Origin of the sequence: Trinickia sp. (assembly GCF_051954495.1) — a bacterium.
Lineage (GTDB): Bacteria > Pseudomonadota > Gammaproteobacteria > Burkholderiales > Burkholderiaceae > Trinickia.
Genome location: NZ_JBQCHR010000128.1, coordinates 53,914 through 77,025 on the forward strand (window position 1 = coordinate 53,914; position 23,112 = coordinate 77,025).

Here is a 23,112-nt window from a genome sequence, read left to right on the forward strand (position 1 = left end):
ACGGAACTACCGGATGCCCTGCGCATTAAGATCAGAAATCCGGCCCGATTGTGCAATACGGAATTTCCCTTCCGTCCATGCAGCCCGCTCATGGCGCCTAATGCGGCGCGGGCGCGGTACGTCACGCACCGCGCCCGCGCATCGAGCAGCCAGGGCCGACGTACGTCCGGCCCGTCGGCAGTGTTCGCTTACTTCGCCGACACGTCGATATCGCCGAAATATTTCTGGGCGAGCGTCTTCACGGTGCCGTCCGCCTGCACCTTGGCGATCGCGGCGTCGAGTTGCTTCTTCAACGCCGCGTCGCCCTTGCGAATACCGAAAGCCACGCCGCTGCCGAGAATCTTGTCATCGCGCACGGGCTGCCCGACGAAGGCGAAGTCCTTGCCGTCCGGACGCGAGAGGAAACCCTTTTGACCGGCGGGGGCCAGCACGAGCGTGGCATCGAGGCGGCCCGTCTGCAGGTCCGAATACACTTGGTTCTGGTCTTGATACGACACGACCGTCACGCCCGCGTTTTCCCAATGAGCCTTCGCGTAGTTTTCCTGAATCGACGCCTGCAGCACACCCACGCGTTTGCCCTTCAACCCTTCAGGCGTCGGCAGCAGGCCGCTGTCGCGGCGAGCGATGAGCTGCGTCGGCACGCGGTAGATCACCGTGGTGAAGTCGATCGCTTCGCGACGCTTTTCCGTTGCGTTCATGGCCGAGTTGATCGCGTCGAACTTGCGTCCTTGGAGCGCCGGGATCAGCCCGTCGAACGACGTTTCTACCCACTTGCATGTCAGATGCGCCGCGCTGCATACGGCATTGCCGATATCGATGTCGAAGCCTTGCAGATCGCCGCTGGGGCCCTTCGACTCGAACGGCGGGTACTGGGCTTCCAGGCCGAAGCGCAGCACCGAATCGGCGGCGAACGCGCTAACCGATGCCGATACAGAGGCGAACGCGCACGCGAGCACGAGTAATTTTCCGAGCAACTTCATGGATGATCTCCCTACGTCTGTGATGTGGTTTTTCGCGACCCGCTCGATCAAGCCGTCGGCGCAACGTCCGAAAGCGTGGCGATACGCCGATGCTCGAGCACCGGCAACCGCGCCCGTGCCGCTCCTAGCGCCTCTACGCTCAGCGTCGCCAACGCCACGCCGGGCTCGTCCTCCTGACAGGCAAGTACCTCGCCCCAGGGCCCGACGATCATGCTGTGGCCAAACGTGCGCCAGCCATTCGGATGGGTTCCGCACTGCCCCGCCGCGAGCACGTAAGCTTGATTCTCCACCGCGCGCGCACGCAGCAGCAGTTCCCAATGCGCGAGGCCTGTGGTGTACGTGAAGGCGGCAGGGACGGCGATGACATCCGCTGCGGGCAGCGCGCGGAAAAGCTCGGGAAAGCGCAGGTCGTAGCAAACCGACATGCGTAGCGTGCCGAACGGACCTTGCGCCGTGCCGATCGCGTCGCCGCCCACCATGGTGTCGGCCTCGGCATGCTGCTCGGCGCCTTGGTTGAAGCTGAAAAGATGAATCTTGTCGTAGCGCGCGGCGCAAGCGCCCGTCGGATCGAACAGCAGCGACGCGTTGTACGCATGCGTGCCGCGCTTTCGCCCGCTTGCGGGACGGATAGGCACCGTGCCGCCGATCAGCCAGGTTCCGGTATCGCGCGCCAGCTGCGCGAGCGCCTGCTGAATGGGCCCGTCGCCGGCCGCTTCGGCAAGTCTCACGCGCTCATCCTCGCCCACGCCGATCCAGCAGAAGTACTCCGGAAGACACACCAGCGTCGCGCCTTGCCGGGCAGCTTCTTCCACCCAGCGGCGCGCTTCGACGAGATTGCGCGTCACGTCTTCTGTGCTGTTCATCTGCACCACCGCTGCCGTCAGCGTGCCTCGCATTGCGCTCATCGCATGCTCCTTCAGATCGTGCACAGTCGCCGTGCGCCTTCGAGCAGCGTGGCGTCGTCTTTCGAAAAGCTCAGGCGTATCAGGCCAGAGTCCGTGCCGTCGGTATAAAAGGCCGACAGTGGAATGGTGGCCACGCGCGCGTCGCGAATCAAGCGAAGTACGAAGTCGCTGTCGCGCTCGTCGGAGAATTGGCGGAAACGGGCGAGCATGAAGAAACTGCCTTCGCTCGGCAGCAATTCGAAGCGCGATTGCGCCAGCGCATTCGTGAGTAGGTCGCGCTTGCGCTGATAGAACGCGGCGAGACCCAGATAGCTCGCCGGATCGCCTAGCGCCTCGACGAACGCATACTGCATTGGGGTGTCGGCGGAAAACACCATGAACTGGTGCACCTTGCGTATTTCGTCCATCAGGTCCGCAGGCGCCAGACAGTACCCCACGCGCCAGCCGGTAACGTGATAGGACTTGCCGAACGACGAGACGATCACGCTGCGCTCGGCCAGTTCACGATGGCGCGCCATGCTGTGATGCAAAGCGCCGTCGAAGACCACATGCTCGTAGACTTCATCGGACAGCACCACGATCCCGGTATTGCGCGTGAGCGCCGTGAGCCGCTCGATGTCGGCATCGCCGAACACCGTGGCCGTGGGGTTGTGCGGCGTATTGACGATGATCATCCGCGTCTTAGGCGTGATGCTCGCGGCCACTTCATCCCAATCCACACGAAAGTGATCGCTCGACAGCTTGATGGCCACGGGCGTGGCGCCCTGCAGCCGCACGATGGGCGCATAGCTGTCGAACGAGGGTTCGAAGTAGATCACTTCGTCGCCCGGATGCACGAGTGCGCTGATCGCCGAATATAAGCCTTCGCTCGCGCTGGCAATGACGGTGACTTCCTTGGCCGGGTCGTAGCGGGCGCCATAGAGGTGCTCGACTTTTTGCGCAAGCGCATCGCGCAAGGCGCCGACGCCGGACATCGGCGCGTACTGGTTGCGGCCGTCGCGCATGGCGCGGGCCACGCCGTCGATCAGCTTCGCATCCGGGTCGAAATTCGGTGCCCCTTGCGAGAGATTCAGGGCGTCGTGTTGCGCGGCAAGCTGGCCGATGACCGTGAAGATCGTCGTACCGACATCGGGCAGTTTCGAGCGAATCCGCAAGGCGCTCTGCATCGGGTTTTCTCCATTCGGCGGAATCGGCGCCCTGCCCGGGCGGCAGGCACGGCTTCGATCCGATGGTAGCGATTAAGCCCGATAGGCGCCGCGCCTACAATCGAAACTTTGTCATGAAAGGCATGAGTTTTTGTAATGGCGCCGCCGTCAACACCGCTCGGCCTGCGCCGTCTTATCGTCGCTGCACGCCGGATCCGCGATAGGCGCACCGCCCTTTCCAGCGCCGGCCGCCGGTTGTGCATCCGCGCCGCCGCCATGCCCGCGCCGCAGCGACAAGCCGCCCAGCAACCCCGCCACCGCCGCGAAGAGCGCGCCGACCAGAAAGGCCGCGTGATACCCGCCGTTAAGCGCCGCCGCGGCGCTTTCGGCTGTCTGCAACGCGTCGCTGCGGGCGGCCGCGAGGCTTGCGAGCACGGCCAAACCGAGCGCGCCGCCCATCATGAACGACGTATTGACGATGCCCGAGGCGAGCCCCGATTCGCTCGGATCGACATCGCTCATCGCCGCCAGCAACAACGGATTGAACGCGATGCCCGCGCCGATTCCGAGCAAGGTCATGCCGGGCAGCACGTCGACGAGAAAGTGACCGTTCACCGGCGCCCGGGCAAACAATGCGAGGCCGCATGCCGCCACCAGCAGACCGAAGGCGAGCGGCGCGCGCAGGCCGAAGCGCATGACCACGCGCGCCGACAGGCCCAACGAGAAGCCGCCCATGATCAAGTTGGCTGGCAAGAACGCAAGGCCCACATGCAAGGGCCGGTAGCCGAGCACGCGCTGCAAATACAGCGCCGAAATAAAGAACCACGCGAACATCGCCGCCGCCCACAGCACACCGACCACATTGGCCGTCGCCACATTGCGCATGCGCATCAGACCGAGCGGCATCAACGGATGCCGCGTGCGCGCTTCGATCGCGACGAACGCGGCGAGCAGCGCCAGCGCGACGAACAGCAGGCCCAGCGTTTGCGTCGAAAGCCACCCCGCTTCGTTGCCGTTCACGACGGCGTACACCGCGAGCATCAGCGAAGCCGTCACGGTGACGGCGCCGGCGACATCGAGCCGTTCACCGTGCGCGTGGCCCGGTGCCGCCGGCAACAACGCGACGCACAGCCCATACACGGCGATGCCGATCGGCAAATTGACGAGAAAGATCCAATGCCAGCTGAGCAGGTTCGTCAGCAGTCCGCCGAGCAAAACGCCGATGCTGCCGCCCGCCGAACAGACGAAGCCATAGACGCCCATCGCCTTCGCACGTTCGCCTGGCTCGGTAAACAAGTTCATGATCAGCGACAGCGATACAGCCGAGACAACCGCGCCGCCCAAGCCTTGCACGGCACGCGCGCACACCAACACGACTTGTGAATTCGCCATTCCGCAAGCGAGCGAGGCCAGCGTGAACAGCGTGATGCCGCCGAGAAAGAGCTTGCGGTGCCCGTACAGATCGCCCAAGCGCCCGCCGAGCAGCAGAAAGCCGCCGAAGGTGAGCATGTATGCGTTGACCACCCACACCAGCGAGGTTTCGCTAAAGCCGAGGTCGGAGGCGATCGAAGGCAACGCGACGTTCACGATCGTGGTATCGAGCACGATCATCAGCACGCCGAGACACAATACGATCAACGCTAACCAGCGCTTGTTGCCCTGAATGGAATGCGTCACGCGGTAATCCCCTTTTTGATTCGACCCTTACCCGACGAGCCGATGCAAGAATACAGCCCGAAGCGTGTCAGCATATCGTAAAAATATCAGTTGAATTCCCGCATCGATGACCTAGAGTAATTCTGCGGTACAGCGCGGCAGACCGACCCTCCGGAGAACGACCATGTCAACAAAAGCTGAGCGCGGCAATTCCCCCACACTCAAACTGGCTCTCACCGAACAGCAGCGCGAGGAGTTAGTCCGTTTTATTGCGGAGACGGGGCAAACGAGTCTAAATATCGATATCGCATTTGAAGCAAACGTTCCATCAAAAACGATAGCGCCGGTCGCTGTTTTAGTCGGCAACGCGATTTGAAACATTTGAATCAGCCACCGTTGCCGTGACGGCCGCGGGCCGTCCTCGATATGCCGGGAAACCTCGAAGCGCGTTGCCGGCCGAGGGCTGTCCACGAATCGTTGCCGAACGACAAGGGGCGATAAATCGCTTTCGATTAACGAGCGCTTAGCGCCGGCGGGGGAATGATGAGCGTCCCAGATGTTCGTATCCGGCGGGAGTCCTTCGGCTTTACGCTCGCATTCGGCACCGGCGAAATCGGCTTTTATCGACATGACGCAGCCGGCCCACTCGTGCAGGGAACGACCCGAGCGGAACTCGAGCCCTATCGCCTCGAAAAGGTGCCGGTCCAACCCGGCTTCCATTTGAGCGCCCCTCTGATCGTCTGGTTCGAAATCACGCGCGCATGCAATCTCTCGTGTAGGCACTGCTATGTCGAGGCCGGCAAGCCGCGGGACAACGAGCTATCGACCCAGGAGATCTTCGATGCGCTCGATCAATTGAAGGAAGCAGGTGTATTCGCGCTCGTGCTGGTCGGCGGCGAACCGATGAGCCACCCGGATTTCTTCAAGATTCTCGCTCACGCGCATGCGCTCGGATTCGTCATTTCGATCGCCACCAACGGCATGTATGTCACGCAGGAGGCGATCGACAATCTCCCGCGCGAGGAATGCGTGGTGAGCATCAGCGTGGACGGCACATCGTTTCACAAGGAATTGCGCGTCCGCTCGTCATGGGACGACATCAGGAAGCGGATCGAACTGCTGCGAAGCAACGGCATCCCGACCGCCATCATGTCGACCCAAACGGACCGCAACGTCAAAGAGCTCCAAGCCATTCTCGAGTTCGCGCGCGAGACCGAATGCTTTTTCGGCTCGACTCCGTTCAGCCCGATCGGGCGCGGGAGATATTTCCCGCAATACCAGCCCCAACCGGATATCGTCGACGAGGCCGCGCAACTATTTATCGACGACAAGCGCCACGATCAATACATGAACGACACGGTCGGGCTATGCGTGGCGAAGTTTCTCGACGAATGTCATAACATCGCGCGCGCCACGCGCCGGGAATTCTGCGGCGTGGCGATGGCGTATCTGCTCAGCGACGGAACGCTGTATCCCTGCTCGATCTGCGCGTCGAATGCGAAGTTCGCCTCGGGCAATCTCCGCGAACGCCGCTTCGAGGACATATGGGAGAACGGCTTCGGGGACATCCGCGGCTTCACCTACGACGCCTTCACCGCGTGTCCTAGCTGCGAGCTTTCGCGCGAGCCCTACTATTGCTCATCCCGCTGCCCCGTCATGGCCGAAATCCATAGCGGCGATCCGCTAGGCTGCGGCGCCACGCCGTTCATCAAAGCGAGCCTCAAACGGCGTACCCAGTTGCTTACCCTAGAAACCGTCGGCAAGTAGGCCCACGACCGCCACCTCCTGCACGCGAGGCGCACTCATGAAGCGGCCCATCAATGTCATTCGCGCAATCGGACGCGGCAGTTCCGAACTGTCGGCCTACGACGATGCGCTTTTCGAAGCGGGCATCGGCAACTGCAACATCATCGCTTTGTCGAGCGTCATTCCACCGGGCTGGGAGCCCGACGAACAACGAACGGTCGCCCGCACGGCCAGCTGGGGCGATCGTCTTTATGTCGTGCAAGCCATGTCTTCATCGGGCGGCGCCGGCAGCGACGCCGCCGGTCTTGCAGCCGGTATCGGCTGGGTCATGTTCGACCACACAGGCGGGCTGATGGTCGAACATCACGCCGTGTCGGCGACGCCTGAACTCGCGGCCGCGGAGGTCGACAGGCAAATCGGCCTGTCGATCGACGATATGTGCTCGCGCAGGCAAGCCGCCCCGTCCAAAACGGGAAAAACCATTGCGTCCGCGCAAGCGCGTGGACCGACGTGCGTGCTCGTCGTCGCACTGTTCCAGGCCGAAGGCTGGTGAGCACCGCGCTGAAGATGGGAGGAAGCCATGAGCGGGAGTGACGAAACGCGGCTGTTGAGCAACGAACCTATCTCGTTCGACGAGCATGGCGACCTGCCGTTTTCGTTACCTTTCGATCAAATCGCGCCATCGCAAATCAGCCTCTACCTGCAACTGGATACGCGCGTGGGCAAACACACCTGCCGCCAAGCGTGCGTTCACTGCTTCTACATCAACCAGCCCGAAGCGGCGAACAGATCGATCGACCTCTTCGAGGGGCGTCGCATCATGGACGACCTGAGCGCGTTGGGGTATCGCGTATTTCCGATGATTTCGGATAGCCTTGCCAGCAACGGTGAATTCCTGCGGCTGTTCGGCAATACGCACAATCGCGATTTTCGGCAAGAGCTCGATTGTCGCGAAACCAAGACCATGCAGGCGGGCGATCTATGGACGAGCGGCGCGCCGCTGCTCGACGAAAACTGGATGGACTATCTAACCGAAGCCGTTGCACACGGCTTCGGCAATGTGACGATCACCTTTCATGGCGTCCTCGACAAGCATCTTCGCCTATTGCCGGAAGACACGTATCCGATCAAGGGCGTGTTTCCGGGGGTGCGCTGCGCGCAGGTGATCGAGCGTATTCGTGCATTCAACGATGCACTGCTTGCCGGCCGCATTCCGCTGGTCCGTTCGACGCCGGCGCGCGATCTAGCGCCGCGAGCGCTCAAGATCAATCTTGGCGTAACGATCGGCAAGCACAACCACACGCTCGCTCATCTTCTTCGGTATTCCGAATATTTCAACCGATGCGGCGTTTCCGTCGTCCGATTCAACGCCTTTCACGCGCATGGCGGCCGACTGCCCGAACTCGTTCTGAGCAAAGCCGAAATAGCCCATTGGTATCGCGACCTGAAGTGGGTTCATGACAATATCGCGCTGAATTTCCAGCTAGGCGTCGATGAAGATTTCGGCACGAGCGGGATCGACGTGATGGGCTTTCCCCCGCATGTGGGATGGTGCCGCGCAGGCCGCCAACTCTTTGCCATCGTTCCCGACGCGCCTGAGGACATCGAGCGGAATGCTCGCCTCAGCAAAGAAAAAATCGGCTCGATCGCCGCATGCGTCGACGCCTTCAAGCCCATCTGCGGCCGACTCATTCGCGAGACCACACCCGATGCGCGAAGCGTGCGGTACTACCCTGAGTTTTTCCCCGACGTGATCGACGCGCTAACACGCAAACGTATGGACGGGACCTATACCGACGGTTGCTTCGCGGGGGAAATGCTCGCCGAGCTGCATGCAGCGGCTGTCGGCGAAGCACAGGTTCGCGCGCCGCGTACGGCGGCGATATCCCTTTCCCGCCAGCGTTGATGCCAAGTTCGAAATCGTGACCTTCAACATGAACGGGAGCACGCTTGTGCGCGCCGTGTCGGCTGAATCAGCGTCCGCCGATCGGCCGGCAACGTCCGCACCGCCCGAGCTAGCGCTCGCAGAGGCCGTTCTCCGCGGCCGTCGAAGCGAAAAATGGTGGCGCGTCGAACCTCACATCCTGCCGGCGGACGTCGGGGAGATGGACTTCGCCATCGCCGAACCGATTCGCGCGGCGATCGCGCAGCACTGTGACGCCGGCGAATTCAACGCCCTGCCGTACGCCAACGACGTTTTGGCCCATGCATTCGCCGCGCGTATGCGTGCACGCTTCGATTGGGCGGTGGACACCCAGCGCATCCATGCGTTCGGCGACGTAGTACAGGGTCTCTATGCATCGGTGATGGCGTTTTCCGACCCGGAAGACGGCGTCATCGTTATGACGCCGACCTATGCCCCTCTGCGCGATGCCGTTCTCCGATTGGAGAGGCGGTTGCTGCCGTTGCCGATGCGGGACGATGGCGGGCGATACACATTCGATGTCGACGATCTCGATGCGCTGCTGAGCGGCGGAGCCCGTCTTCTGCTGCTGTGCCACCCGCACAATCCGACCGGTCGGGTCTTCACCCATGAGGAGTTGACGTCGATTGCAGAGCGGGCCATCGCGCACGATTTGATCGTCGTGTCCGATGAGATTCATGCCGACCTTGTCTTTGCCGAGCAAACGTATCGCCCATTCGCATCGCTCGGCCCTGAGATCGCCGGGAGGACGGTAACGTTGAGTTCGGCAAGCAAGAGCTTCAACCTTTCGGGGCTTCGATGCGCCCTTGCGCATTTCGGCTCGGCTGCGCTACGGCAGCGCTTCGAGCAGCGCGTGCCGTCGGCGTTGCTCGGCGATCCGACGCCGCTGGGCGTGCACGCGACGGTGGCGGCCTGGAGCGAGGGACAGGCTTGGCTCGATGCCGCGCGGGCTCAACTCGCCGCGTGTCGGGCTCGCCTCGCGGCGCAGTTGGCCGCTCGGCTTCCCGAGATCCGCTGGCATCCGCCCGACGCGACGTATTTCGCCTGGCTCGATTGCGAGGCCTTGCAGTTGGACATGCCTGCTTCCGAATTCTTTCGTTCCGCTGCTCGGGTCGCCCTTTCGCCCGGCGAGGCATTCGACACCCATGCCGATCGTTTCGTCAGGTTGAACTTTGCAACTTCCGATGTGCTGCTCGACGCTATCGTCGAGCGCATGGCGCTCGCGCTCGGCCGGGTTGGCTAGGGTAGGCGCCCGCAAGATTCGCATTGCCGAACAGACAGTGGCCGCATGGTCGTCGTTGCGGAAAACCACACGATAATCTTGGCAGCACCAGCGCACGCTGCCCCGCCGGCACACGCAAGCCCCCCCTAGAACCGATGCCGAAGACCGGCGACGATAACGTTCTGGCTACTGCTGCTCGACGGCGCATTCAAGTAGACGTCGGCCTCGGCATGCGCGCCCGACGCCCGCTGAAACGTATCATAGACGTAGACATCCGTCCGCTTCGAGAGGCTGTAATCGACACTCACCTGCGCTGCGTTCCAATGAGGGTTCGCGTCGACGCCATGGTATCGGCCGCTCGTGTACAGATATCCCGCACCCAGCGCGAGCGCAGGTGTGGCCAGCCACGAAACCGACACATCGTAGTTGTCGAGCGCAAGGCTGGTTCCATCCTTGTATCGATACCGCACGGCGTCGACCACGGCATTCAGGTGCAAACGACTACTGACGTCGTAGCGGGCTCCGAGACCGAAATTGCGCTGCCTCGACACGCCCACGCTATGGCTTAGCTGACTCGTGCGGAACAAGAAGAACGGCGCGCCGGCATAGTCGTCGCTGACCGCACCCGCCGCGTTGACCGTACCCGGATCGTCAAGTTCGACATAGGCTGCGGCAAGCTGAAACGGACCTGCGTTATAACGCGCGCCCGTGCTAAATGCGCGGTTGACGGAAAAATCTCCGGGTGCGTTGCTGAACGCGTACAACGCTTCGAAATCGAATCCCCGCATCGTCGGAGAAACGTACTTCACCGAATTGCTGTAGCGCCAACTGCCCATGAGGTTGTCCGCATCGCCCGGGGATGCGAGCAGACCGCCGATCGCGACGCCAGCCGAATAGGGGGTAAGGTAATCCCAGAACATGTCGTATTGGCGTCCGGCAGTCAGCGTACCCATCGTACTGTTCGAAAGCCCGACAAATGCCTGCCGGCCGAACATCCGCCCACCTTGCCCCAGTTTCCCGTTCGTCACGTCAAAGCCATTTTCCAACTGAGCGACGACTTTCGTGCCGCCGCCAAGGTCTTCCCCGATCTTGAAGCCGAGCCGGTTGTTCTGATTCGATCCGCTCAACAGTTTGACGTTGCGGGCGCCTCCTTCGTTGTTCACCCATGTCAGGCCCTCCGACACGATCCCGTACAACGTTACGCTGCTTTGCGCCATCACGGGCGATGCCACGATTGCCGATGCAACAAGCACGGCTGCCTTCACTTTCATCGATGTCCCCATTTATGTAGTAGTACTAAGTAACTTACGAAAAAGAAACGCCGATATACGCTACCTCGGCGGTCGAGCTGATTGAACCGAACGTCTAATGAGCTTGCTGAGGGGTGGCGGGCAAGGTCTCGGTCGCGGGCGCAACGGCGCCGGCGAGGAGCGTCACCGCCGACGCTGCCATCACATACAAGGCGGGCGATGCGAGCGAACCCGTTTCGCGGATGAGCATGGTAGCCAGAAGCGGGGCAAATCCACTGAACGCGACAACGGCTAAATTGTAGGCAAGAGCGATGCCGCTGTAGCGAACCTGCATGGGAAAGTGATCCGCCAGAACCGACGCCCAGGTACCGCTGGCCAACGAGAAGACGAGCGCGGCGAGGATGAACAGCAGCACCAGGTCGACGCTGTGAGCGCTCAGGGCGAGGTAGAACGGGTAGCTCAAAACAAGCAGCAGGGCTGCCGAGGCGCGGAGAATATATCGGCGCGGCACCTTGTCGCCGAGCCAGCCGGACGCGAGCAACCCGAAAGAACTCACTATGAGATAAGCATTTTGCGCCAGCGCCGCGGTGCGGGGTGCGTAGTGCAGTTGCTGCACGAGGAACGCCGGCATATGCCCATAGAGCACGCCGTTGACGCCCGCCATCACGGCGATCGCCATCACCGCCGATACGACCTGGCGGCCATGGCGCCGCAGCGTTTCTCGGAAAGGCTGTTTGACGACGGCCCCGCGCATACGCTCGAATTCGGGGGACTCCTCGAGGTTCCTGCGCATCCAGTACGACACGATCCCGCACAGACCGCCAAACAGAAATGCGATCCGCCAACCGTAGGCGGCAGCATCCGCGGCCGTCAGGTACGACTGGATAGCCACATTCACCAGCGTTGCAAGCAGCACACCCACGTTGACCGCGCAGATGATCGCGCCGGCGGCCAGCCCCGCGCGATGAGGCGCGGCTTCGACGGCATAAGTGATCGCCCCGGGCATTTCGCCGCCAACGCAAAAGCCCTGCACCATGCGCAGCAAAACGAGGATGATCGATGCGGCGATGCCCCAGCTTTGATAGTTCGGCAACAGCCCAAGGCAGATCGTCGCGGACGTCACGACCACGATGGAGGTGAGGAACACCGGTCGCCGACCGTAGCGGTCGCCCCAACTGCTGAGGACGATGCCTCCGAGCGGGCGGATGACATATCCGATCGCCAAGACAGAAAACGAGAACAACAGGCTGACCGTGGGTGACGAGTTGGGGAAGAACTGATCCGCTATGTAATGTGCGAAAAACCCATAGACGATGAAGTCGTAGAATTCGAGCGAACCGCCTAGGCTTGCCATCAGGATCATCTTCCACTGCGTGCGAGAGATCCCGCTCGGCGCGTCATGACTGAGCGCCGCCACACCTTGCGTTTGTTTCACCGACTCCTCCAGATAATGTTGTTTGGCTTCTGCGGCCAAATGCGGGTTGCGGGCTACGTGTGTGCCCGATTCATGCGTGTGCCGTTTGAAGTTGAGGGAACGCGCGGGCCATCAACGATTGAAGTTCGCCCCCCGCGTTGCGCGCCATGCCGTACACATAACGATCCGGCCTGACGAGAATCGCCGCCGCGCCAATTTCCGAGAGCCAGGCGCGAACCTCCGGCCCCCCATCGGCGACAATCGCAACCTTCGCCGATCCGGCCATCTCATCGATCTCGGGGTGCGCCGCATGCGTTTCCGGCGCGAGCACCAACGCGTAGCGGTAACCGACGCAATCATCCAATCGACGCCCGTCGCTCAGGCGCGGTTGCCGGGCAATGCTGCCGGCTAACGCATCGGAATGACCGAGGTGCGCGCCCTCGCCCAGCTTGGGCTGCGGCGTCACGAAATTGCGCATTGCCGCGGTTGCCGCCACGCTCGGTGGACGCGATTGAATGACGCTTCCGAGTTCGACGGCGGTCTCGATGAATTCGCGCACGTGCACCGTGCGCTCCGTTTCGTACGTGTCGAGCAGCGTGTCGGGCGCGTCGCCGCGAATCACGACCGACAGCTTCCAGGCCAGGTTGCCGGCATCCCGAATGCCGGCCGCCATCCCCTGCCCCATGAACGGCGGCGTCTGATGCGCCGCATCGCCGGCCAGCAACAGCCGTCCCTTGCGCCAACCTTTCGCCACGACCGAGTGGAACGTGTAGACCGCGGAGCGCTCGATCGTCGCATCGTCAGGTTGGATCCAGCGCGAGAGCTTGTCCCACAGCCATTCCGGCGACTGCAGCTTTGCCGGGTCGTCCGACGGCATGACCATCAGTTCCCAACGGCGCCGATTGCTGGGGCCCCGCGTATAGGTCGTGGGCCGCTGCGGGTCGCAATACTGAATCGAGTAGTCGCCCAGATCGGGACGAGGGGCTTTCAACAGCGCATCGACGACGACCCAACGTTCGTGGGACTTCAAATCGTCGAGCTCGGTCCCCATGAAACGCCGGACGATCGAACGCGCGCCGTCGCACCCGACAACGTAGCGCGCCGTCGTCGATCCGATTTTGCCGCAGCGCGTGTCCTCGAAACGAAGCGAGACGCCGCCCGCCGTTTGCTCGAGCGAAAACACTTCGTGCCGCAATCGAATCTCTACATTGCTGTGCTGCGCAAGCCGTGCACGCAACGCGCGCTCGAGGTCGGGCTGATGGAACTTGTAGCTTGCACACCAGCCCATCGGTCCGATGTCGGTAGGGCGCGGCCAATCGATCAGCAATTTGCCCTGCGCGTCGATGAACTTCATTCCGGGCCCGACGAACAGATTGGGCTGTAACGTGTCGGACAGTCCAAGCGTTTGAAATACGCGCATGCACTCCGCGTCGAAATGGACGGCGCGCGGCAAAGCAAAGATATCGGCGTCTCTTTCCAGCACGAGGACTTTGAGCCCGTCGAGCGAGAGAAGGTTGGCGAGCGTGCCGCCGGTCGGGCCGAGGCCGACCAGCGCGACGTCATACTCGCACGAGCGCGTGCGCGTGGAATCTATTGGAGGTGTCATCTTGGTGTACCGATGAACGGGGTGCGCGCACCCCGAACGTCTATGCTCAAGCCTCGTCGGCAATCGGATTGGAGAGGATGCCCACGCGGTCCACTTCGACCTCGACGACATCGCCGGCCTTCATGAACAAAGGCGGATTGCGTTTCGCGCCGACGCCGCCGGGCGTCCCCGTCACGATCACGTCGCCCGGAAAGAGCGGCGTGAACGTCGATAGGTAGGCGATCTGCTTGGCAATTCCGTGGATCAGCATGTCGGTCGTGGCCCGCTGAACCTCCTGTCCGTTCAAGCGCGTCACGAGCGTCATCGTCGCGCCCGGCTCAATCTCGTCGCTCGTGACCATCCAGGGGCCGAAAGCACCGGTTCGATAAAAGTTCTTGCCGGGCCCCCACTGGCCCGTATGGCGTTGCCAGTCGCGCACCGATCCATCGTTGTAGCAGCTGTACCCGGCGATGTGATCCCATGCCTGGGCTTCGGCTATGCGCCGGCCGCCCCGCCCGATGATGACCGCGATCTCCCCCTCGTAGTCGAACTGCGCCGACTCCGGCGGGCGCAGCATCGGCTCACGGGCGCCTACCTGCGATGCCGGCACGCGCATGAAAATGACCGGGTTCTCGGTCGTCTCACGATTCGTCTCCTTCACATGTTCGGCGTAGTTCAGGCCCACGCAAAAGATCTGCTCCGGATTGGGGATGACGGGCTCGAGCGTGACGTCGGCCAATGCGAAGTCCCCCTCGCCTTCGCTCGTTGCGTGGCGCGCTTGTGCGATTGCATCCGCCGCGATCAGGGATTTCAGGTCGGCATAGCGGCCATCCAGCCGCTTGCGAAGATCGAAGACCGCTTGCTCGCGGACGACGCCGAACGAACGCCCTTCGCGAGTACGAAAACTGACGAGTTTCATGATGCCCCAGTGATAAACGATGAGTTTTTCAGCTGACAAACGCCGCTCTTTTCTTGTGCGTTTATCGTGATTTGAGAATACACTAGAAAAAACGCGCCGCACAACGCGTTTCTCATAAGGGTTTATCACTAGGACAGGAGACGACATGACAGTCGCCAGCAACGGACGCAGTGGCCTTTCGTTCAGCCACATGGGCATCTACGTCAACGACGTAGCCAGAATGGAGGACTTCTATGCGCGCGTGCTCGAATTCACCGTGACGGACCGAGGCAGCTTGGAAACGCCGCACGGTCAGGTCCAACTAGTCTTTCTTAGCCGGGACCCCGCCGTGCATCATCAGATCGTGCTGGCGAGCGGGCGCCCTCAGTCGCTACCGTTCAACCCCATCAACCAGATCTCGCTTTTGGCGGACAGCGTCGCCACGCTCAGGCGTTTTCATCGCCGATTCGTACAAGAAAAGGCCGACGAGATCCTGCCCGTGACGCACGGCAACGCGATTTCTTTCTATGCGCGGGATCCGGAAGGCAATCGGCTCGAGATCTTCATCGACACCCCCTGGTACGTCGATCAGCCGATGAGGGTGCCCGTCGATTTCGATCTGCCCGACGAGGCGCTCATGGCGTCGGTGGAACGGCACGCACGCGCGCTCCCGGGATTTCGCCCGCGGGGCCAATGGGAAGCCGAGATGGCCAAGCGCATGGGCATCGCGTGAAGGCGAAGCGTCCGCGTGGGCGGTTTGCGGGAAGGATGGGAGAAACGAAGCGTTAGGCTTCGATCAACGCTCGCGCTCGCGCGGAGGTGCGCGCCGCAGCCTCCTTGATCGCTTCGACAAGGCGCTCGAGATTGAGGAGCTCGAGGCGGTGGCTCGGGACGACGAGCGCGAGTGACCCTACCGCTTCGCCCGAATCGTCGGTGAACAGCGGAGAGGCCATGGCGGAAACGCCCGTCTCGAGTTCTCCGCTCGACAAATAATAACCGGCACGCCGAATCTTGAGCAGGTTCGACCGAAAAGCGTCGAGCGAATCGCCCAGGCCACTCGCCTCGATATCCTCGGCATGCTCGCGAAACAGCGCGGCGAGCTTCGCCTTCGGAAAAGTCGACAGGATGGCCTTCGGCGCCGCGCCGCGAAATAGCGGACGCGGCCGCCCGCGGCCGTAGCGCAAATCGAGCGTTGCGTCGTGGGTCTCCCGATGCGTGTCGACCAGCTCGTCGCCATACCACCGCGACATCACGACATCGAAGCCGGAGTGTTCGGCCAGTTCTCGCATGATCGGCTGACCGGCTTTCAGCAACGGATCCGATACGCGAAGGTGGTAGTCCAGCTTGATGATGCGTGGACCTAGGCCGTATTCACCGCCGGCAAAACGCACCAGCATGCCCGATTCGACCAGTTCCCGCAGATACCGGTAAGCGCTGGGGATAGAACACGCCAGCCCCGAGGCCACCTGCTCGGCCGTGAGAAATGGATGTGCCTCTGAAAAGAGGTCGAGGATGGACAGCAGCTTGGCGATACTCGACATCGAAAGGGTAGCGCGAATGAGGTGCCCGATTATACCGAGCGGAGGATCGGAGAGCCGACTGATTCCCCCCGCACGGGCACGCGCGATGCTCACCTGCTTTCCTTGCCGGAGTACGGAGCAAACTCGCCAAAATGCCGCCGCTTTCGGACGAGCACCGTCGACCGGCTTCCGTGGCGCTATAGTCCGGCCAACGCTGGCGGCGTTGACAAAAATGGCAGCGATGGGAGACGTCATGAACAAAAATTTTGTCGGCCTCGACCTCGTACGCTTCGCGCTTGCGGTGTACCTCATGGTGTTTCACACCATTCATGACTACCCTCAAGCCAATGCGTTGCCGTTCATCGAACTGGCTGATCTAGGCGGCTTCGCGACGAGCAGCTTTTTCATTCTCTCGGGCTTCATTCTCACCCATCTCTACGTCGACAAGACGCGCGAGATGCGCGGCGGCGCGCGCAGCTTTCTCGTCAAGCGGCTCTCCAATCTCTATCCGATACACTGGCTCGGCTTGTTCCTCTTCGTGCTCGTTTCGCTGGCCAGCACGCGCTCCGCCGAAACGTTCCTGCTTCCCACTCTCACAGGCGGTGAGCAGCAGGTCGTGCAACTGAGCGCGGCGCCCGCTGCGTTCACGTGGCTACTGAACGTCTTCATGTTGCAAGCCTGGGATGCGCGCGTTTCATCGATCAACGGGCCGTCGTGGTCTTTGAGCTGCCTGCTGTTCTTCTATCTACTGTTCCCGATCTTGGGGCCGCGATTCGCCAATATGCGTCGCCAGGGCCTTGCGCTCGTTTCGCTGTGGGCGGTGTATCTCGCGCCGCCCATCACGGTCGTGTTGCTCGGCATGTACGGACCGCGGGCCGTCGGGACCATCGAGCACAATCCGCTCCTGCGCATCCCCGAGTTTCTATCGGGCTGCTTGCTATACAGCTTGTATGCGTCGGGGCGCTTGCGATGGATGACGCGCACGCCCTTGCGCAAAGCCGCGGCGATCGCTTTCATCGTAGCGTGCTTCGTAGTGGCATCCCACCTGGTCGCCATCGGGCCGCTGTCCTTTCATTACATCGTCCACAACGGCGCCCTGCTGCCCGCCGAACTCGCGCTCATTGCGCTGGGTGCGGACGTCGCCGTGCCGGAATGGGCGCACGGGATCAGCGCGCGGCTCGGAAACGCGGCGCTCTCCATCTTCGCAATTCACAGCGCGATATTCATGGTGATGTCGAAGGCGTTGAAACTGACGGCCAGCAGCGAGTCCGTCTTGCAGTGCGCGGTGCAATTCTCGGCTTGCGCCGCAAAAGCAAAAACCGTGACTCCTGCCATGACGTGGTATCCGCTGTATCTCCTTCTTACGGTCGCCGCATCCATCGTCTTCCAAGAGCGATGCGTCGTCCCCGTACGCTCGGCGATCCGGCGGCGGCTATTGAAGCCGGAGCGCGCCAACGGTGCGAGTGCATCCGAGCGCCCGAAGCCCCCCAAGCACTCGACCGTGAACAACGCGTGAGACCGCACGATATCGCGTGCGCGGTCTCGATCGATTCCGGCGCGTCACGGCCGGAATCGCCTGCCGGCGCCGGATTTTAATTGTCCGGACTATCGCTCGCATCGTCTACTTTCATGAGGGGGTTTTCCGAAGCGACAAACGCGCCGGTGGCCGTTGCCGCGGAGAAAACGATCGATCGCGTGCCCATGACGTAATACGCCGTCCCACTAGCCGGAGGGACACCGCCTGCATTCAATGCAAAGCTGGCTGAAGCATCCGTGAGGATGAACGAAGCCGATGCCCCCGGTGTCCATGCCGTCGCCGTGAGGGACGGCGTCGCGGTCGGCGTATTCTGCGTCGTAGATTCGAAATCGAATCCCCCTCGCACGGAGGTCGGGCTCGACATCGTCCACCCGCCCGCCGTCGGGACGACGCATTCGCCCAGCACGCCGCCACCCAGTCCCGGCACGAAGCCGCTCAAACGAATCGGCTGGCCCGCCGCGCAGGATACGCCCGCATCCTCGCTGCTTCCGGAGGCAACCGCTATACCGTTCCAGACTGGCGCCGCGCCGCTCGCCGCCAGCACCGCGGAGAAATTCGTCAGTACGTTGGTGCCCGTATTGACTCCGCCTCCTTGTACGGCGAATGCACTCCCGCCCGTGACGAGTGCGGTAGGCACTGTGCCGAGTTTTCCGCGCAATCGGTACGTCTGAGCGCCCGACTTCACCGACAGCGTGATCAAGCTGCCGTGAACGGCCCCAGTGACGTTCCCGTCCGTCGACGCGATCGTGCCGTCGTTCGCGACTGTCAGGGCCGTGTCGGTCACCACGCTGGCGGCAACGACGCTTGTCGGCGAGGAGGTCAGGTTTGCCGCCGTCAGACTCGCCCCAAGTCCTGTTTCCGCGACGAGCGCCTGCAGTTGATAGGCGCCGGCCGGCACGACGGACGTCCCCAGCTCCAGCACATCGCCAGTCGACAATTGCGGGCCGAACACATCGTCAGACGTGATCGCTTGCTGCAACGAAGTCAGCGCGGCGGCGCAGTTGCCACCCAGAGCGGCAGCGGCGGAGGCGAGCGTCGTCGAATTACCCGATGTCAAATTCGACGACGCGGCGATCGCAGCCGCGAGGTTCGTCGTGGACGTGATGCTCGCCGACGGGGTGCACAACCTGTCGCCCGCCGCCTTGATCGCCGATGCGATGACGAGAATGTCGCCGCGATACGTCCGCAGCGTGGTCCGGTACCCGCTGTGCGTCAAATTCGAATATGCCCCGCCGTTGACCTGAGCGTAGACCGCCAATGCAGCCGTCGTCACGGGGGTAACGTCGAGGTCGGGCAGGTCGGTCGCGCTGAGCGTCCCGGCCGCGGCGAGCGCTGCCCCGGTTCCCAGATAGCTGGACAACACCAGGGAGGTCTGATTTGGATCGGTTGCGTTCGCAAAGATAGGCGCGCTGGTGGCGGGCACCGCAACGCTGCCGGTGAACGAACCGTCGGCGCCGGCCGTCACAGTGCCGACCACGGTCGCGCCGGCGTCGCCTTGGGGTGCATTTGCGGTAAAGACGATTTGCGCGTGCGCGATCGGACTATCGATCGCTTTGCCCGATAACGAGGCCGCGGAAACGGCGGAACTCGTCGATGCGCTTGTGCCAGGGGAACTCCCCCCGCCCCCGCATGCCGCGATTGTCATGATCGCCGCTGCCACCGGTAGCCACATCAGGCGCCGTGAAGTATTGCGATCCAGCAAGCCCGACACCAAACGTTTGCGCTCGCTTGCGCATTGATTTGTCATAGTCATAGAGCCGCCCTCCTAGTGCGGTTACTAGCAGGTATCGGCACATAGTTCTAAAACTTCAATTCATCCGACAAAGAAATCGTGCAATGTTTAACAATAATTCTTTATATTTCGTTCTTAAGGAATCCTTAAGATTCAACCGCGCTATACAGGCTGGACTAGCCGCCCCCGTGACAGAGGAGCGGACAAATCGTATTTCTATTCGACGTCCTTTAACCTCGCCGTCAAAAGCGCGTATTTCTCCCGCGAGGTATCCGCCAACGCTTCGGCGCGGCTGGACGGCGTGTCGTCATACGGCACCGGTTCAGCGAATTGACTCACCGTCAGGTCCCACTTCTTTCCGTGGATGAGATTGTAGAAGTGCGTGCCGCCGGCTGTCCGCGTAGTCAGAATCTCACCGCCGAAATGGTCCTGCACGACGAGAGAGGTCACGCTGCAATGATTCTGAGCAGGGTTCGAGGGCGACCATGCGCCGGTGGGGCTTGACGTGTCTCCTGCCCAAACGCGCGAAAGCGCTCTGTACAGGTCGAGGGGTGTCGCAAAAGGCTTTGGCATAGAAGTCATCCGATTAGGCTCTCTGTAAGCCGACAGCCGAAGGGGGCCCCATGAAAACAAAAAGCCCCGTCGTTGCCGGCGGGGCTTCGTAGCGCAGATCGCTGCGAATTTCTAGCGTATGCACGCCCCCCACCGCAGTCCCCTATGGGAATGCGGATGATGGTGGTTCGCGAAGACGAAGGACGTGAACGTATGCATGATTACGAAGTCTGCCTTCGATGGCATGCCCCGTCAACCGCCGACGAATTTCTTTCATTTCCCCTTCATTGACGCGGCATGCCGCCCGACTGACCTAAATGCACGAAGGATTGGCGAGATCGCGCCGCCATTCTGCCGAGCACACAGCGTGTTCATCCGCCATCATTGATCGTTCGACATCGAGACGAACGAGGGCGCGCGCATGAGGCGCGACGCGACGCTAGGTCACGTCGTCAGCCGCGGCGCTCTCGATTCGGCAACGAACCGAAAAAGGATGCGCCAATGAATCGAGGCAATACGGTTGGGCAAATCGATCAACTGACGGGACTGCGTGCTTTTCTTGCATTGTGGGTCGTCACCCGGCACTTGTTTTATCCGTTCGAAAATGGCGCGTTCATCGACTTCGGCGTCCGCTCTTCCGCATTCGACCACGGCTACCTCGGCGTCGACGGATTTTTCATCTTGAGCGGATTTATCCTCGCGTATAACTATGCCAACGGCAGGCCGCTCGACTATCGGGCATTTCTCGCCGCACGGTTCGCTCGCATCTATCCGATCCACTTCGTGACGTTGCTGGGCGCTATCGGCCTCGTGTTCGTCAAGCTGTTCGTATTTCACAAGCACGTTATCGGCACCGGGCAAAACACTTATCCGGCGCTCGCAGCGAATTTCGTTTTGCTCAACGCGTGGTCGTTCAGATTCGTGACCGGCTGGAACGACGTCGCTTGGTCGGTCAGCGCGGAATGGTTCGCCTATGTCTTCTTCCCGCTCTTCGTGGCGCTGGCGCCCGCGCGTAACCGGTTCTTTGCCGCGGTCTTGCTGCTCGTGCCGGCCGCTGCACTAGCCATGCTCGAGTGGCGCTCGGGCGCCGCATTGTCGTTGCCCGGCGGCCTCGCGCGATTGATTCCGGAGTTCTATGCCGGCGTGTTGCTATTTCGGCTGCGCCGCGGTTCGAACTTCGCTTCGCTTCCGCGCGTGCTAGGTCTCGCGGCACTCGGCGTGATTGCGCTCGGCATCTTCGTGCAGCGCGATACGTTGACCGTTGTCGGCTTGGGCTTGTTGATCTTCGCGCTGTCATCCGACGCCGATGTCGTCGCGCCCCTGCTCGCGCTTCGCCCCATCGTCTACTTGGGCGAGATCTCGTACTGCCTCTACATGGTTCAACGTTTCCCGATGGAGGGCCTATCGCTCGCGCGCAAGGCCAGCGCCGCACTTGCCGGCTCGCCGCTTATGCAGTTGATCTTGCTGCTCGCGGTGCTGCTCGCGGTAAGCCACTGGGCGCATCGATTCATCGAACTGCCCGGCAGGAAATGGCTGCGGCGCGCGCTCTCGGCTCGGAAGGCCGAGCCTGACGCCATGGCAAACGCCGCCCCGCGAAGCGCGACCCGTTCAGAGCAAGAGCAAGCGGAAGAAGAAGGCGCCGCGATCTGACATCCGCCTTTTAGTCGAACGCCGCGCCGATTTCCTTCATCTTTGCGTGGACTCGCGCTAGCTCCTCCTGCGTCAAGACGAGACGAGCAGCCGCATAGAACAAGCGTTCTTCGCCCATCACACGCGGGCTCTCGCCGCCCGTGTATTTGCGCCACTGCTGCCCGCCGGCGAGGGCGAATAGCTCCGACATTTGCTCGCTGGTTTTACCTAGCTGTTCTTTGAGTCGCCGCAAATCCGCAGCGCTTGGTGGGGTATAGGGCATAAAAAAAGCCGCCTGATGGCGGCCCGAATTCAGTGCAGCAACTTAGCAAGGGCGATAACCGCACCCGCGAACGTGGTCGCCCATATGATCGGGTACCAGCGGTTCTCGCGGTTGATCTTCGTCGCTTCCGCGTGCAGTTTCATGGTCTCGGCCATCAACTTACCGATCTCGGCTTCGGTCTTGATTGTATCCAAGGTCTGTCCCATCGAACTCTTCCTCTAGGGGTTGCCGGGTTACGCGAAGTGCGTCGCCCATAGCCGGCATACTAGCCCCTTTTGGATCATATGGCAAGTATCGGAATCAAGCGTACACCGCTCCGCTTGGCGGCACTCGCCCCAAGGCCGAATGGCGTCATGTCGCACGCCCAAGCCTCGGAACCAACGCCACTTTCAATACCCCCGGCACTGTGCTACCGTGTACTACCCCCCAGTACCCAATCGATCACAGAAATGCCGCATACCGCCGAAGAGAAGAAACGTGTCCTGGCGCGCGTGCGCCGTGTAAAGGGTCAAATCGACGCACTTGAACGCGCGCTCGAGGAAGGGGCCGACTGCGGTCCCGTCCTGCAGCAGATCGCGGCCGTACGCGGGGCCGTCAATGGATTGATGGCCGGGGTGCTCGAGAGCCATCTCCGAGAAGAGTTTTCCCATGTCGCGCAAGCGAACGGCACACAGCAAGAGGCGATCGACGAAGTCGTCTCCCTCGTGCGCTCTTATCTTCGTTGAACCGATTCAGCGGCCATTGACGATGCCGGCTGACCCTCCCCCTTTTTTCGCCTAAAGGACTGACATGAAATCACGTGCTGCCGTTGCGTTCGGGCCCGGCAAACCCCTCGAAATCGTCGAGATCGATGTCGAACCGCCCCGTAAAGGAGAAGTGCTCGTCAAAATCACGCACACAGGCGTCTGCCATACCGACGCGTTCACGCTCTCGGGCGACGATCCCGAAGGCTTGTTCCCCGCTGTGCTGGGCCACGAAGGCGCCGGCATCGTGATGGAAGTCGGCGAAGGGGTGACGAGCGTCAAGCCCGGCGATCACGTGATTCCGCTCTACACGGCGGAATGCGGCGAGTGTCTGTTCTGCAAGAGCGGCAAAACCAATTTGTGCGTGGCCGTGCGCGCCACCCAAGGCAAG

Annotated in this window: 23 protein-coding genes; 10 read left to right on the forward strand and 13 right to left on the reverse strand. The window is 61.9% G+C overall.

Annotated elements, in window-relative coordinates; all coding sequences use genetic code 11:
• Positions 1 to 188 precede the first annotated feature (188 nt).
• The 4 genes from ACTHNR_RS17895 to ACTHNR_RS17910 all read right to left on the reverse strand — a co-directional run bounded on the left by ACTHNR_RS17895 (position 189) and on the right by ACTHNR_RS17910 (position 4,707).
• A complete protein-coding gene (locus ACTHNR_RS17895) occupies positions 189 to 980 on the reverse strand; it encodes an ABC transporter substrate-binding protein (protein ID WP_440548998.1) in 792 nt (263 codons plus the stop codon).
• Between the two features lie 47 nt (positions 981 to 1,027).
• A complete protein-coding gene (locus tag ACTHNR_RS17900) occupies positions 1,028 to 1,885 on the reverse strand; it encodes a carbon-nitrogen hydrolase family protein (protein WP_440548999.1) in 858 nt (285 codons plus the stop codon).
• A gap of 11 nt (positions 1,886 to 1,896) precedes the next feature.
• Positions 1,897 to 3,051, reverse strand: coding sequence for a pyridoxal phosphate-dependent aminotransferase (locus ACTHNR_RS17905; protein ID WP_440549000.1), 1,155 nt, complete (start codon positions 3,049 to 3,051; stop codon positions 1,897 to 1,899).
• A gap of 147 nt (positions 3,052 to 3,198) precedes the next feature.
• Entirely contained in the window at positions 3,199 to 4,707 is a 1,509-nt protein-coding gene (locus ACTHNR_RS17910; RefSeq protein WP_440549001.1) for a DHA2 family efflux MFS transporter permease subunit, read from the reverse strand.
• Between the two features lie 163 nt (positions 4,708 to 4,870).
• Here ACTHNR_RS17910 and ACTHNR_RS17915 point away from each other — a divergent pair, with 163 nt between their 5' ends.
• The 5 genes from ACTHNR_RS17915 (at position 4,871) to ACTHNR_RS17935 (ending at position 9,599) form a co-directional block, all read left to right on the forward strand.
• Positions 4,871 to 5,062 carry a hypothetical protein gene (locus ACTHNR_RS17915; protein ID WP_440549002.1) on the forward strand — a complete coding sequence of 64 codons (192 nt, stop codon included), beginning with the start codon at positions 4,871 to 4,873 and terminating at the stop codon, positions 5,060 to 5,062.
• A gap of 164 nt (positions 5,063 to 5,226) precedes the next feature.
• The gene (locus ACTHNR_RS17920; RefSeq protein WP_440549003.1) at positions 5,227 to 6,453 is read left to right on the forward strand and encodes a radical SAM/SPASM domain-containing protein; all 1,227 of its coding nucleotides are present in this window, start codon (positions 5,227 to 5,229) and stop codon (positions 6,451 to 6,453) included.
• Between the two features lie 37 nt (positions 6,454 to 6,490).
• Positions 6,491 to 6,985: a pyruvoyl-dependent arginine decarboxylase gene (locus ACTHNR_RS17925; RefSeq protein ID WP_440549004.1), complete on the forward strand. Its 495-nt coding sequence runs from the start codon at positions 6,491 to 6,493 to the stop codon at positions 6,983 to 6,985.
• A 27-nt stretch (positions 6,986 to 7,012) separates the two neighbouring features.
• Complete coding sequence (locus ACTHNR_RS17930) at positions 7,013 to 8,338, forward strand: radical SAM protein (RefSeq protein ID WP_440549005.1); 1,326 nt, start codon at positions 7,013 to 7,015, stop codon at positions 8,336 to 8,338.
• 199 nt (positions 8,339 to 8,537) lie between these two features.
• Positions 8,538 to 9,599 carry a MalY/PatB family protein gene (locus ACTHNR_RS17935; RefSeq protein ID WP_440549006.1) on the forward strand — a complete coding sequence of 354 codons (1,062 nt, stop codon included), beginning with the start codon at positions 8,538 to 8,540 and terminating at the stop codon, positions 9,597 to 9,599.
• A 125-nt stretch (positions 9,600 to 9,724) separates the two neighbouring features.
• On the opposite strand, the gene ACTHNR_RS17940 is transcribed toward ACTHNR_RS17935, so the two are convergent.
• The 4 genes from ACTHNR_RS17940 to ACTHNR_RS17955 form a co-directional block, all read right to left on the reverse strand.
• Entirely contained in the window at positions 9,725 to 10,849 is a 1,125-nt protein-coding gene (locus ACTHNR_RS17940; RefSeq protein WP_440549007.1) for a porin, read from the reverse strand.
• Between the two features lie 94 nt (positions 10,850 to 10,943).
• Positions 10,944 to 12,191 (reverse strand): MFS transporter, encoded by a 1,248-nt coding sequence (locus ACTHNR_RS17945; RefSeq protein WP_440549020.1) that lies wholly within the window; start codon positions 12,189 to 12,191, stop codon positions 10,944 to 10,946.
• A 142-nt stretch (positions 12,192 to 12,333) separates the two neighbouring features.
• Positions 12,334 to 13,848: a bifunctional 3-(3-hydroxy-phenyl)propionate/3-hydroxycinnamic acid hydroxylase MhpA gene (mhpA, locus tag ACTHNR_RS17950; protein WP_440549008.1), complete on the reverse strand. Its 1,515-nt coding sequence runs from the start codon at positions 13,846 to 13,848 to the stop codon at positions 12,334 to 12,336.
• Positions 13,849 to 13,894: 46 nt separating this feature from the next.
• Positions 13,895 to 14,746: a fumarylacetoacetate hydrolase family protein gene (locus tag ACTHNR_RS17955; RefSeq protein WP_440549021.1), complete on the reverse strand. Its 852-nt coding sequence runs from the start codon at positions 14,744 to 14,746 to the stop codon at positions 13,895 to 13,897.
• Positions 14,747 to 14,891: 145 nt separating this feature from the next.
• Here ACTHNR_RS17955 and ACTHNR_RS17960 point away from each other — a divergent pair, with 145 nt between their 5' ends.
• Complete coding sequence (locus ACTHNR_RS17960; RefSeq protein ID WP_440549009.1) at positions 14,892 to 15,458, forward strand: VOC family protein; 567 nt, start codon at positions 14,892 to 14,894, stop codon at positions 15,456 to 15,458.
• Between the two features lie 52 nt (positions 15,459 to 15,510).
• On the opposite strand, the gene ACTHNR_RS17965 is transcribed toward ACTHNR_RS17960, so the two are convergent.
• The gene (locus ACTHNR_RS17965; RefSeq protein WP_440549010.1) at positions 15,511 to 16,359 is read right to left on the reverse strand and encodes an IclR family transcriptional regulator; all 849 of its coding nucleotides are present in this window, start codon (positions 16,357 to 16,359) and stop codon (positions 15,511 to 15,513) included.
• A 139-nt stretch (positions 16,360 to 16,498) separates the two neighbouring features.
• Here ACTHNR_RS17965 and ACTHNR_RS17970 point away from each other — a divergent pair, with 139 nt between their 5' ends.
• Complete coding sequence (locus tag ACTHNR_RS17970) at positions 16,499 to 17,761, forward strand: acyltransferase family protein (RefSeq protein ID WP_440549011.1); 1,263 nt, start codon at positions 16,499 to 16,501, stop codon at positions 17,759 to 17,761.
• Positions 17,762 to 17,837: 76 nt separating this feature from the next.
• Here ACTHNR_RS17970 and ACTHNR_RS17975 read toward each other — a convergent pair whose 3' ends face one another.
• Both ACTHNR_RS17975 and ACTHNR_RS17980 read right to left on the reverse strand, forming a co-directional pair.
• Complete coding sequence (locus ACTHNR_RS17975) at positions 17,838 to 19,535, reverse strand: hypothetical protein (RefSeq protein ID WP_440549012.1); 1,698 nt, start codon at positions 19,533 to 19,535, stop codon at positions 17,838 to 17,840.
• A 195-nt stretch (positions 19,536 to 19,730) separates the two neighbouring features.
• The gene (locus ACTHNR_RS17980) at positions 19,731 to 20,096 is read right to left on the reverse strand and encodes a YunG family protein (protein ID WP_440549013.1); all 366 of its coding nucleotides are present in this window, start codon (positions 20,094 to 20,096) and stop codon (positions 19,731 to 19,733) included.
• Positions 20,097 to 20,567: 471 nt separating this feature from the next.
• Between ACTHNR_RS17980 and ACTHNR_RS17985 the strand changes: the two genes are divergently transcribed.
• Complete coding sequence (locus ACTHNR_RS17985) at positions 20,568 to 21,716, forward strand: acyltransferase family protein (RefSeq protein WP_440549014.1); 1,149 nt, start codon at positions 20,568 to 20,570, stop codon at positions 21,714 to 21,716.
• Between the two features lie 10 nt (positions 21,717 to 21,726).
• Here the strand turns inward: ACTHNR_RS17985 and ACTHNR_RS17990 are convergent, their stop codons facing one another.
• Both ACTHNR_RS17990 and ACTHNR_RS17995 read right to left on the reverse strand, forming a co-directional pair.
• Complete coding sequence (locus ACTHNR_RS17990; protein WP_440549015.1) at positions 21,727 to 21,906, reverse strand: hypothetical protein; 180 nt, start codon at positions 21,904 to 21,906, stop codon at positions 21,727 to 21,729.
• Between the two features lie 101 nt (positions 21,907 to 22,007).
• On the reverse strand, positions 22,008 to 22,184 hold the full coding sequence (locus ACTHNR_RS17995; protein ID WP_440549016.1) for a hypothetical protein: 177 nt from the start codon (positions 22,182 to 22,184) through the stop codon (positions 22,008 to 22,010).
• 243 nt (positions 22,185 to 22,427) lie between these two features.
• Between ACTHNR_RS17995 and frmR the strand changes: the two genes are divergently transcribed.
• Positions 22,428 to 22,703 carry a formaldehyde-responsive transcriptional repressor FrmR gene (gene frmR / locus ACTHNR_RS18000; RefSeq protein ID WP_440549017.1) on the forward strand — a complete coding sequence of 92 codons (276 nt, stop codon included), beginning with the start codon at positions 22,428 to 22,430 and terminating at the stop codon, positions 22,701 to 22,703.
• A gap of 64 nt (positions 22,704 to 22,767) precedes the next feature.
• A partial coding sequence (locus ACTHNR_RS18005; protein WP_440549018.1) for an alcohol dehydrogenase catalytic domain-containing protein occupies positions 22,768 to 23,112 on the forward strand: 345 nt, incomplete at its 3' end.

Bases quoted from the DNA above. Each gene is read 5' to 3' on its own strand.
- ACTHNR_RS17895 (WP_440548998.1), bottom strand. From the start codon at position 980: ATGAAGTTGCTCGGAAAATTACTCGTGCTCGCGTGCGCGTTCGCCTCT.
- ACTHNR_RS17900 (WP_440548999.1), bottom strand. From the start codon at position 1,885: ATGAGCGCAATGCGAGGCACGCTGACGGCAGCGGTGGTGCAGATGAAC.
- ACTHNR_RS17905 (WP_440549000.1), bottom strand. From the start codon at position 3,051: ATGCAGAGCGCCTTGCGGATTCGCTCGAAACTGCCCGATGTCGGTACG.
- ACTHNR_RS17915 (WP_440549002.1), top strand. From the start codon at position 4,871: ATGTCAACAAAAGCTGAGCGCGGCAATTCCCCCACACTCAAACTGGCT.
- ACTHNR_RS17920 (WP_440549003.1), top strand. From the start codon at position 5,227: ATGATGAGCGTCCCAGATGTTCGTATCCGGCGGGAGTCCTTCGGCTTT.
- ACTHNR_RS17925 (WP_440549004.1), top strand. From the start codon at position 6,491: ATGAAGCGGCCCATCAATGTCATTCGCGCAATCGGACGCGGCAGTTCC.
- ACTHNR_RS17930 (WP_440549005.1), top strand. From the start codon at position 7,013: ATGAGCGGGAGTGACGAAACGCGGCTGTTGAGCAACGAACCTATCTCG.
- ACTHNR_RS17935 (WP_440549006.1), top strand. From the start codon at position 8,538: ATGGACTTCGCCATCGCCGAACCGATTCGCGCGGCGATCGCGCAGCAC.
- ACTHNR_RS17940 (WP_440549007.1), bottom strand. From the start codon at position 10,849: ATGAAAGTGAAGGCAGCCGTGCTTGTTGCATCGGCAATCGTGGCATCG.
- ACTHNR_RS17945 (WP_440549020.1), bottom strand. From the start codon at position 12,191: ATGATCCTGATGGCAAGCCTAGGCGGTTCGCTCGAATTCTACGACTTC.
- mhpA (WP_440549008.1), bottom strand. From the start codon at position 13,848: ATGACACCTCCAATAGATTCCACGCGCACGCGCTCGTGCGAGTATGAC.
- ACTHNR_RS17955 (WP_440549021.1), bottom strand. From the start codon at position 14,746: ATGAAACTCGTCAGTTTTCGTACTCGCGAAGGGCGTTCGTTCGGCGTC.
- ACTHNR_RS17960 (WP_440549009.1), top strand. From the start codon at position 14,892: ATGACAGTCGCCAGCAACGGACGCAGTGGCCTTTCGTTCAGCCACATG.
- ACTHNR_RS17970 (WP_440549011.1), top strand. From the start codon at position 16,499: ATGAACAAAAATTTTGTCGGCCTCGACCTCGTACGCTTCGCGCTTGCG.
- ACTHNR_RS17975 (WP_440549012.1), bottom strand. From the start codon at position 19,535: ATGACTATGACAAATCAATGCGCAAGCGAGCGCAAACGTTTGGTGTCG.
- ACTHNR_RS17980 (WP_440549013.1), bottom strand. From the start codon at position 20,096: ATGACTTCTATGCCAAAGCCTTTTGCGACACCCCTCGACCTGTACAGA.
- ACTHNR_RS17985 (WP_440549014.1), top strand. From the start codon at position 20,568: ATGAATCGAGGCAATACGGTTGGGCAAATCGATCAACTGACGGGACTG.
- ACTHNR_RS17990 (WP_440549015.1), bottom strand. From the start codon at position 21,906: ATGTCGGAGCTATTCGCCCTCGCCGGCGGGCAGCAGTGGCGCAAATAC.
- ACTHNR_RS17995 (WP_440549016.1), bottom strand. From the start codon at position 22,184: ATGGGACAGACCTTGGATACAATCAAGACCGAAGCCGAGATCGGTAAG.
- frmR (WP_440549017.1), top strand. From the start codon at position 22,428: ATGCCGCATACCGCCGAAGAGAAGAAACGTGTCCTGGCGCGCGTGCGC.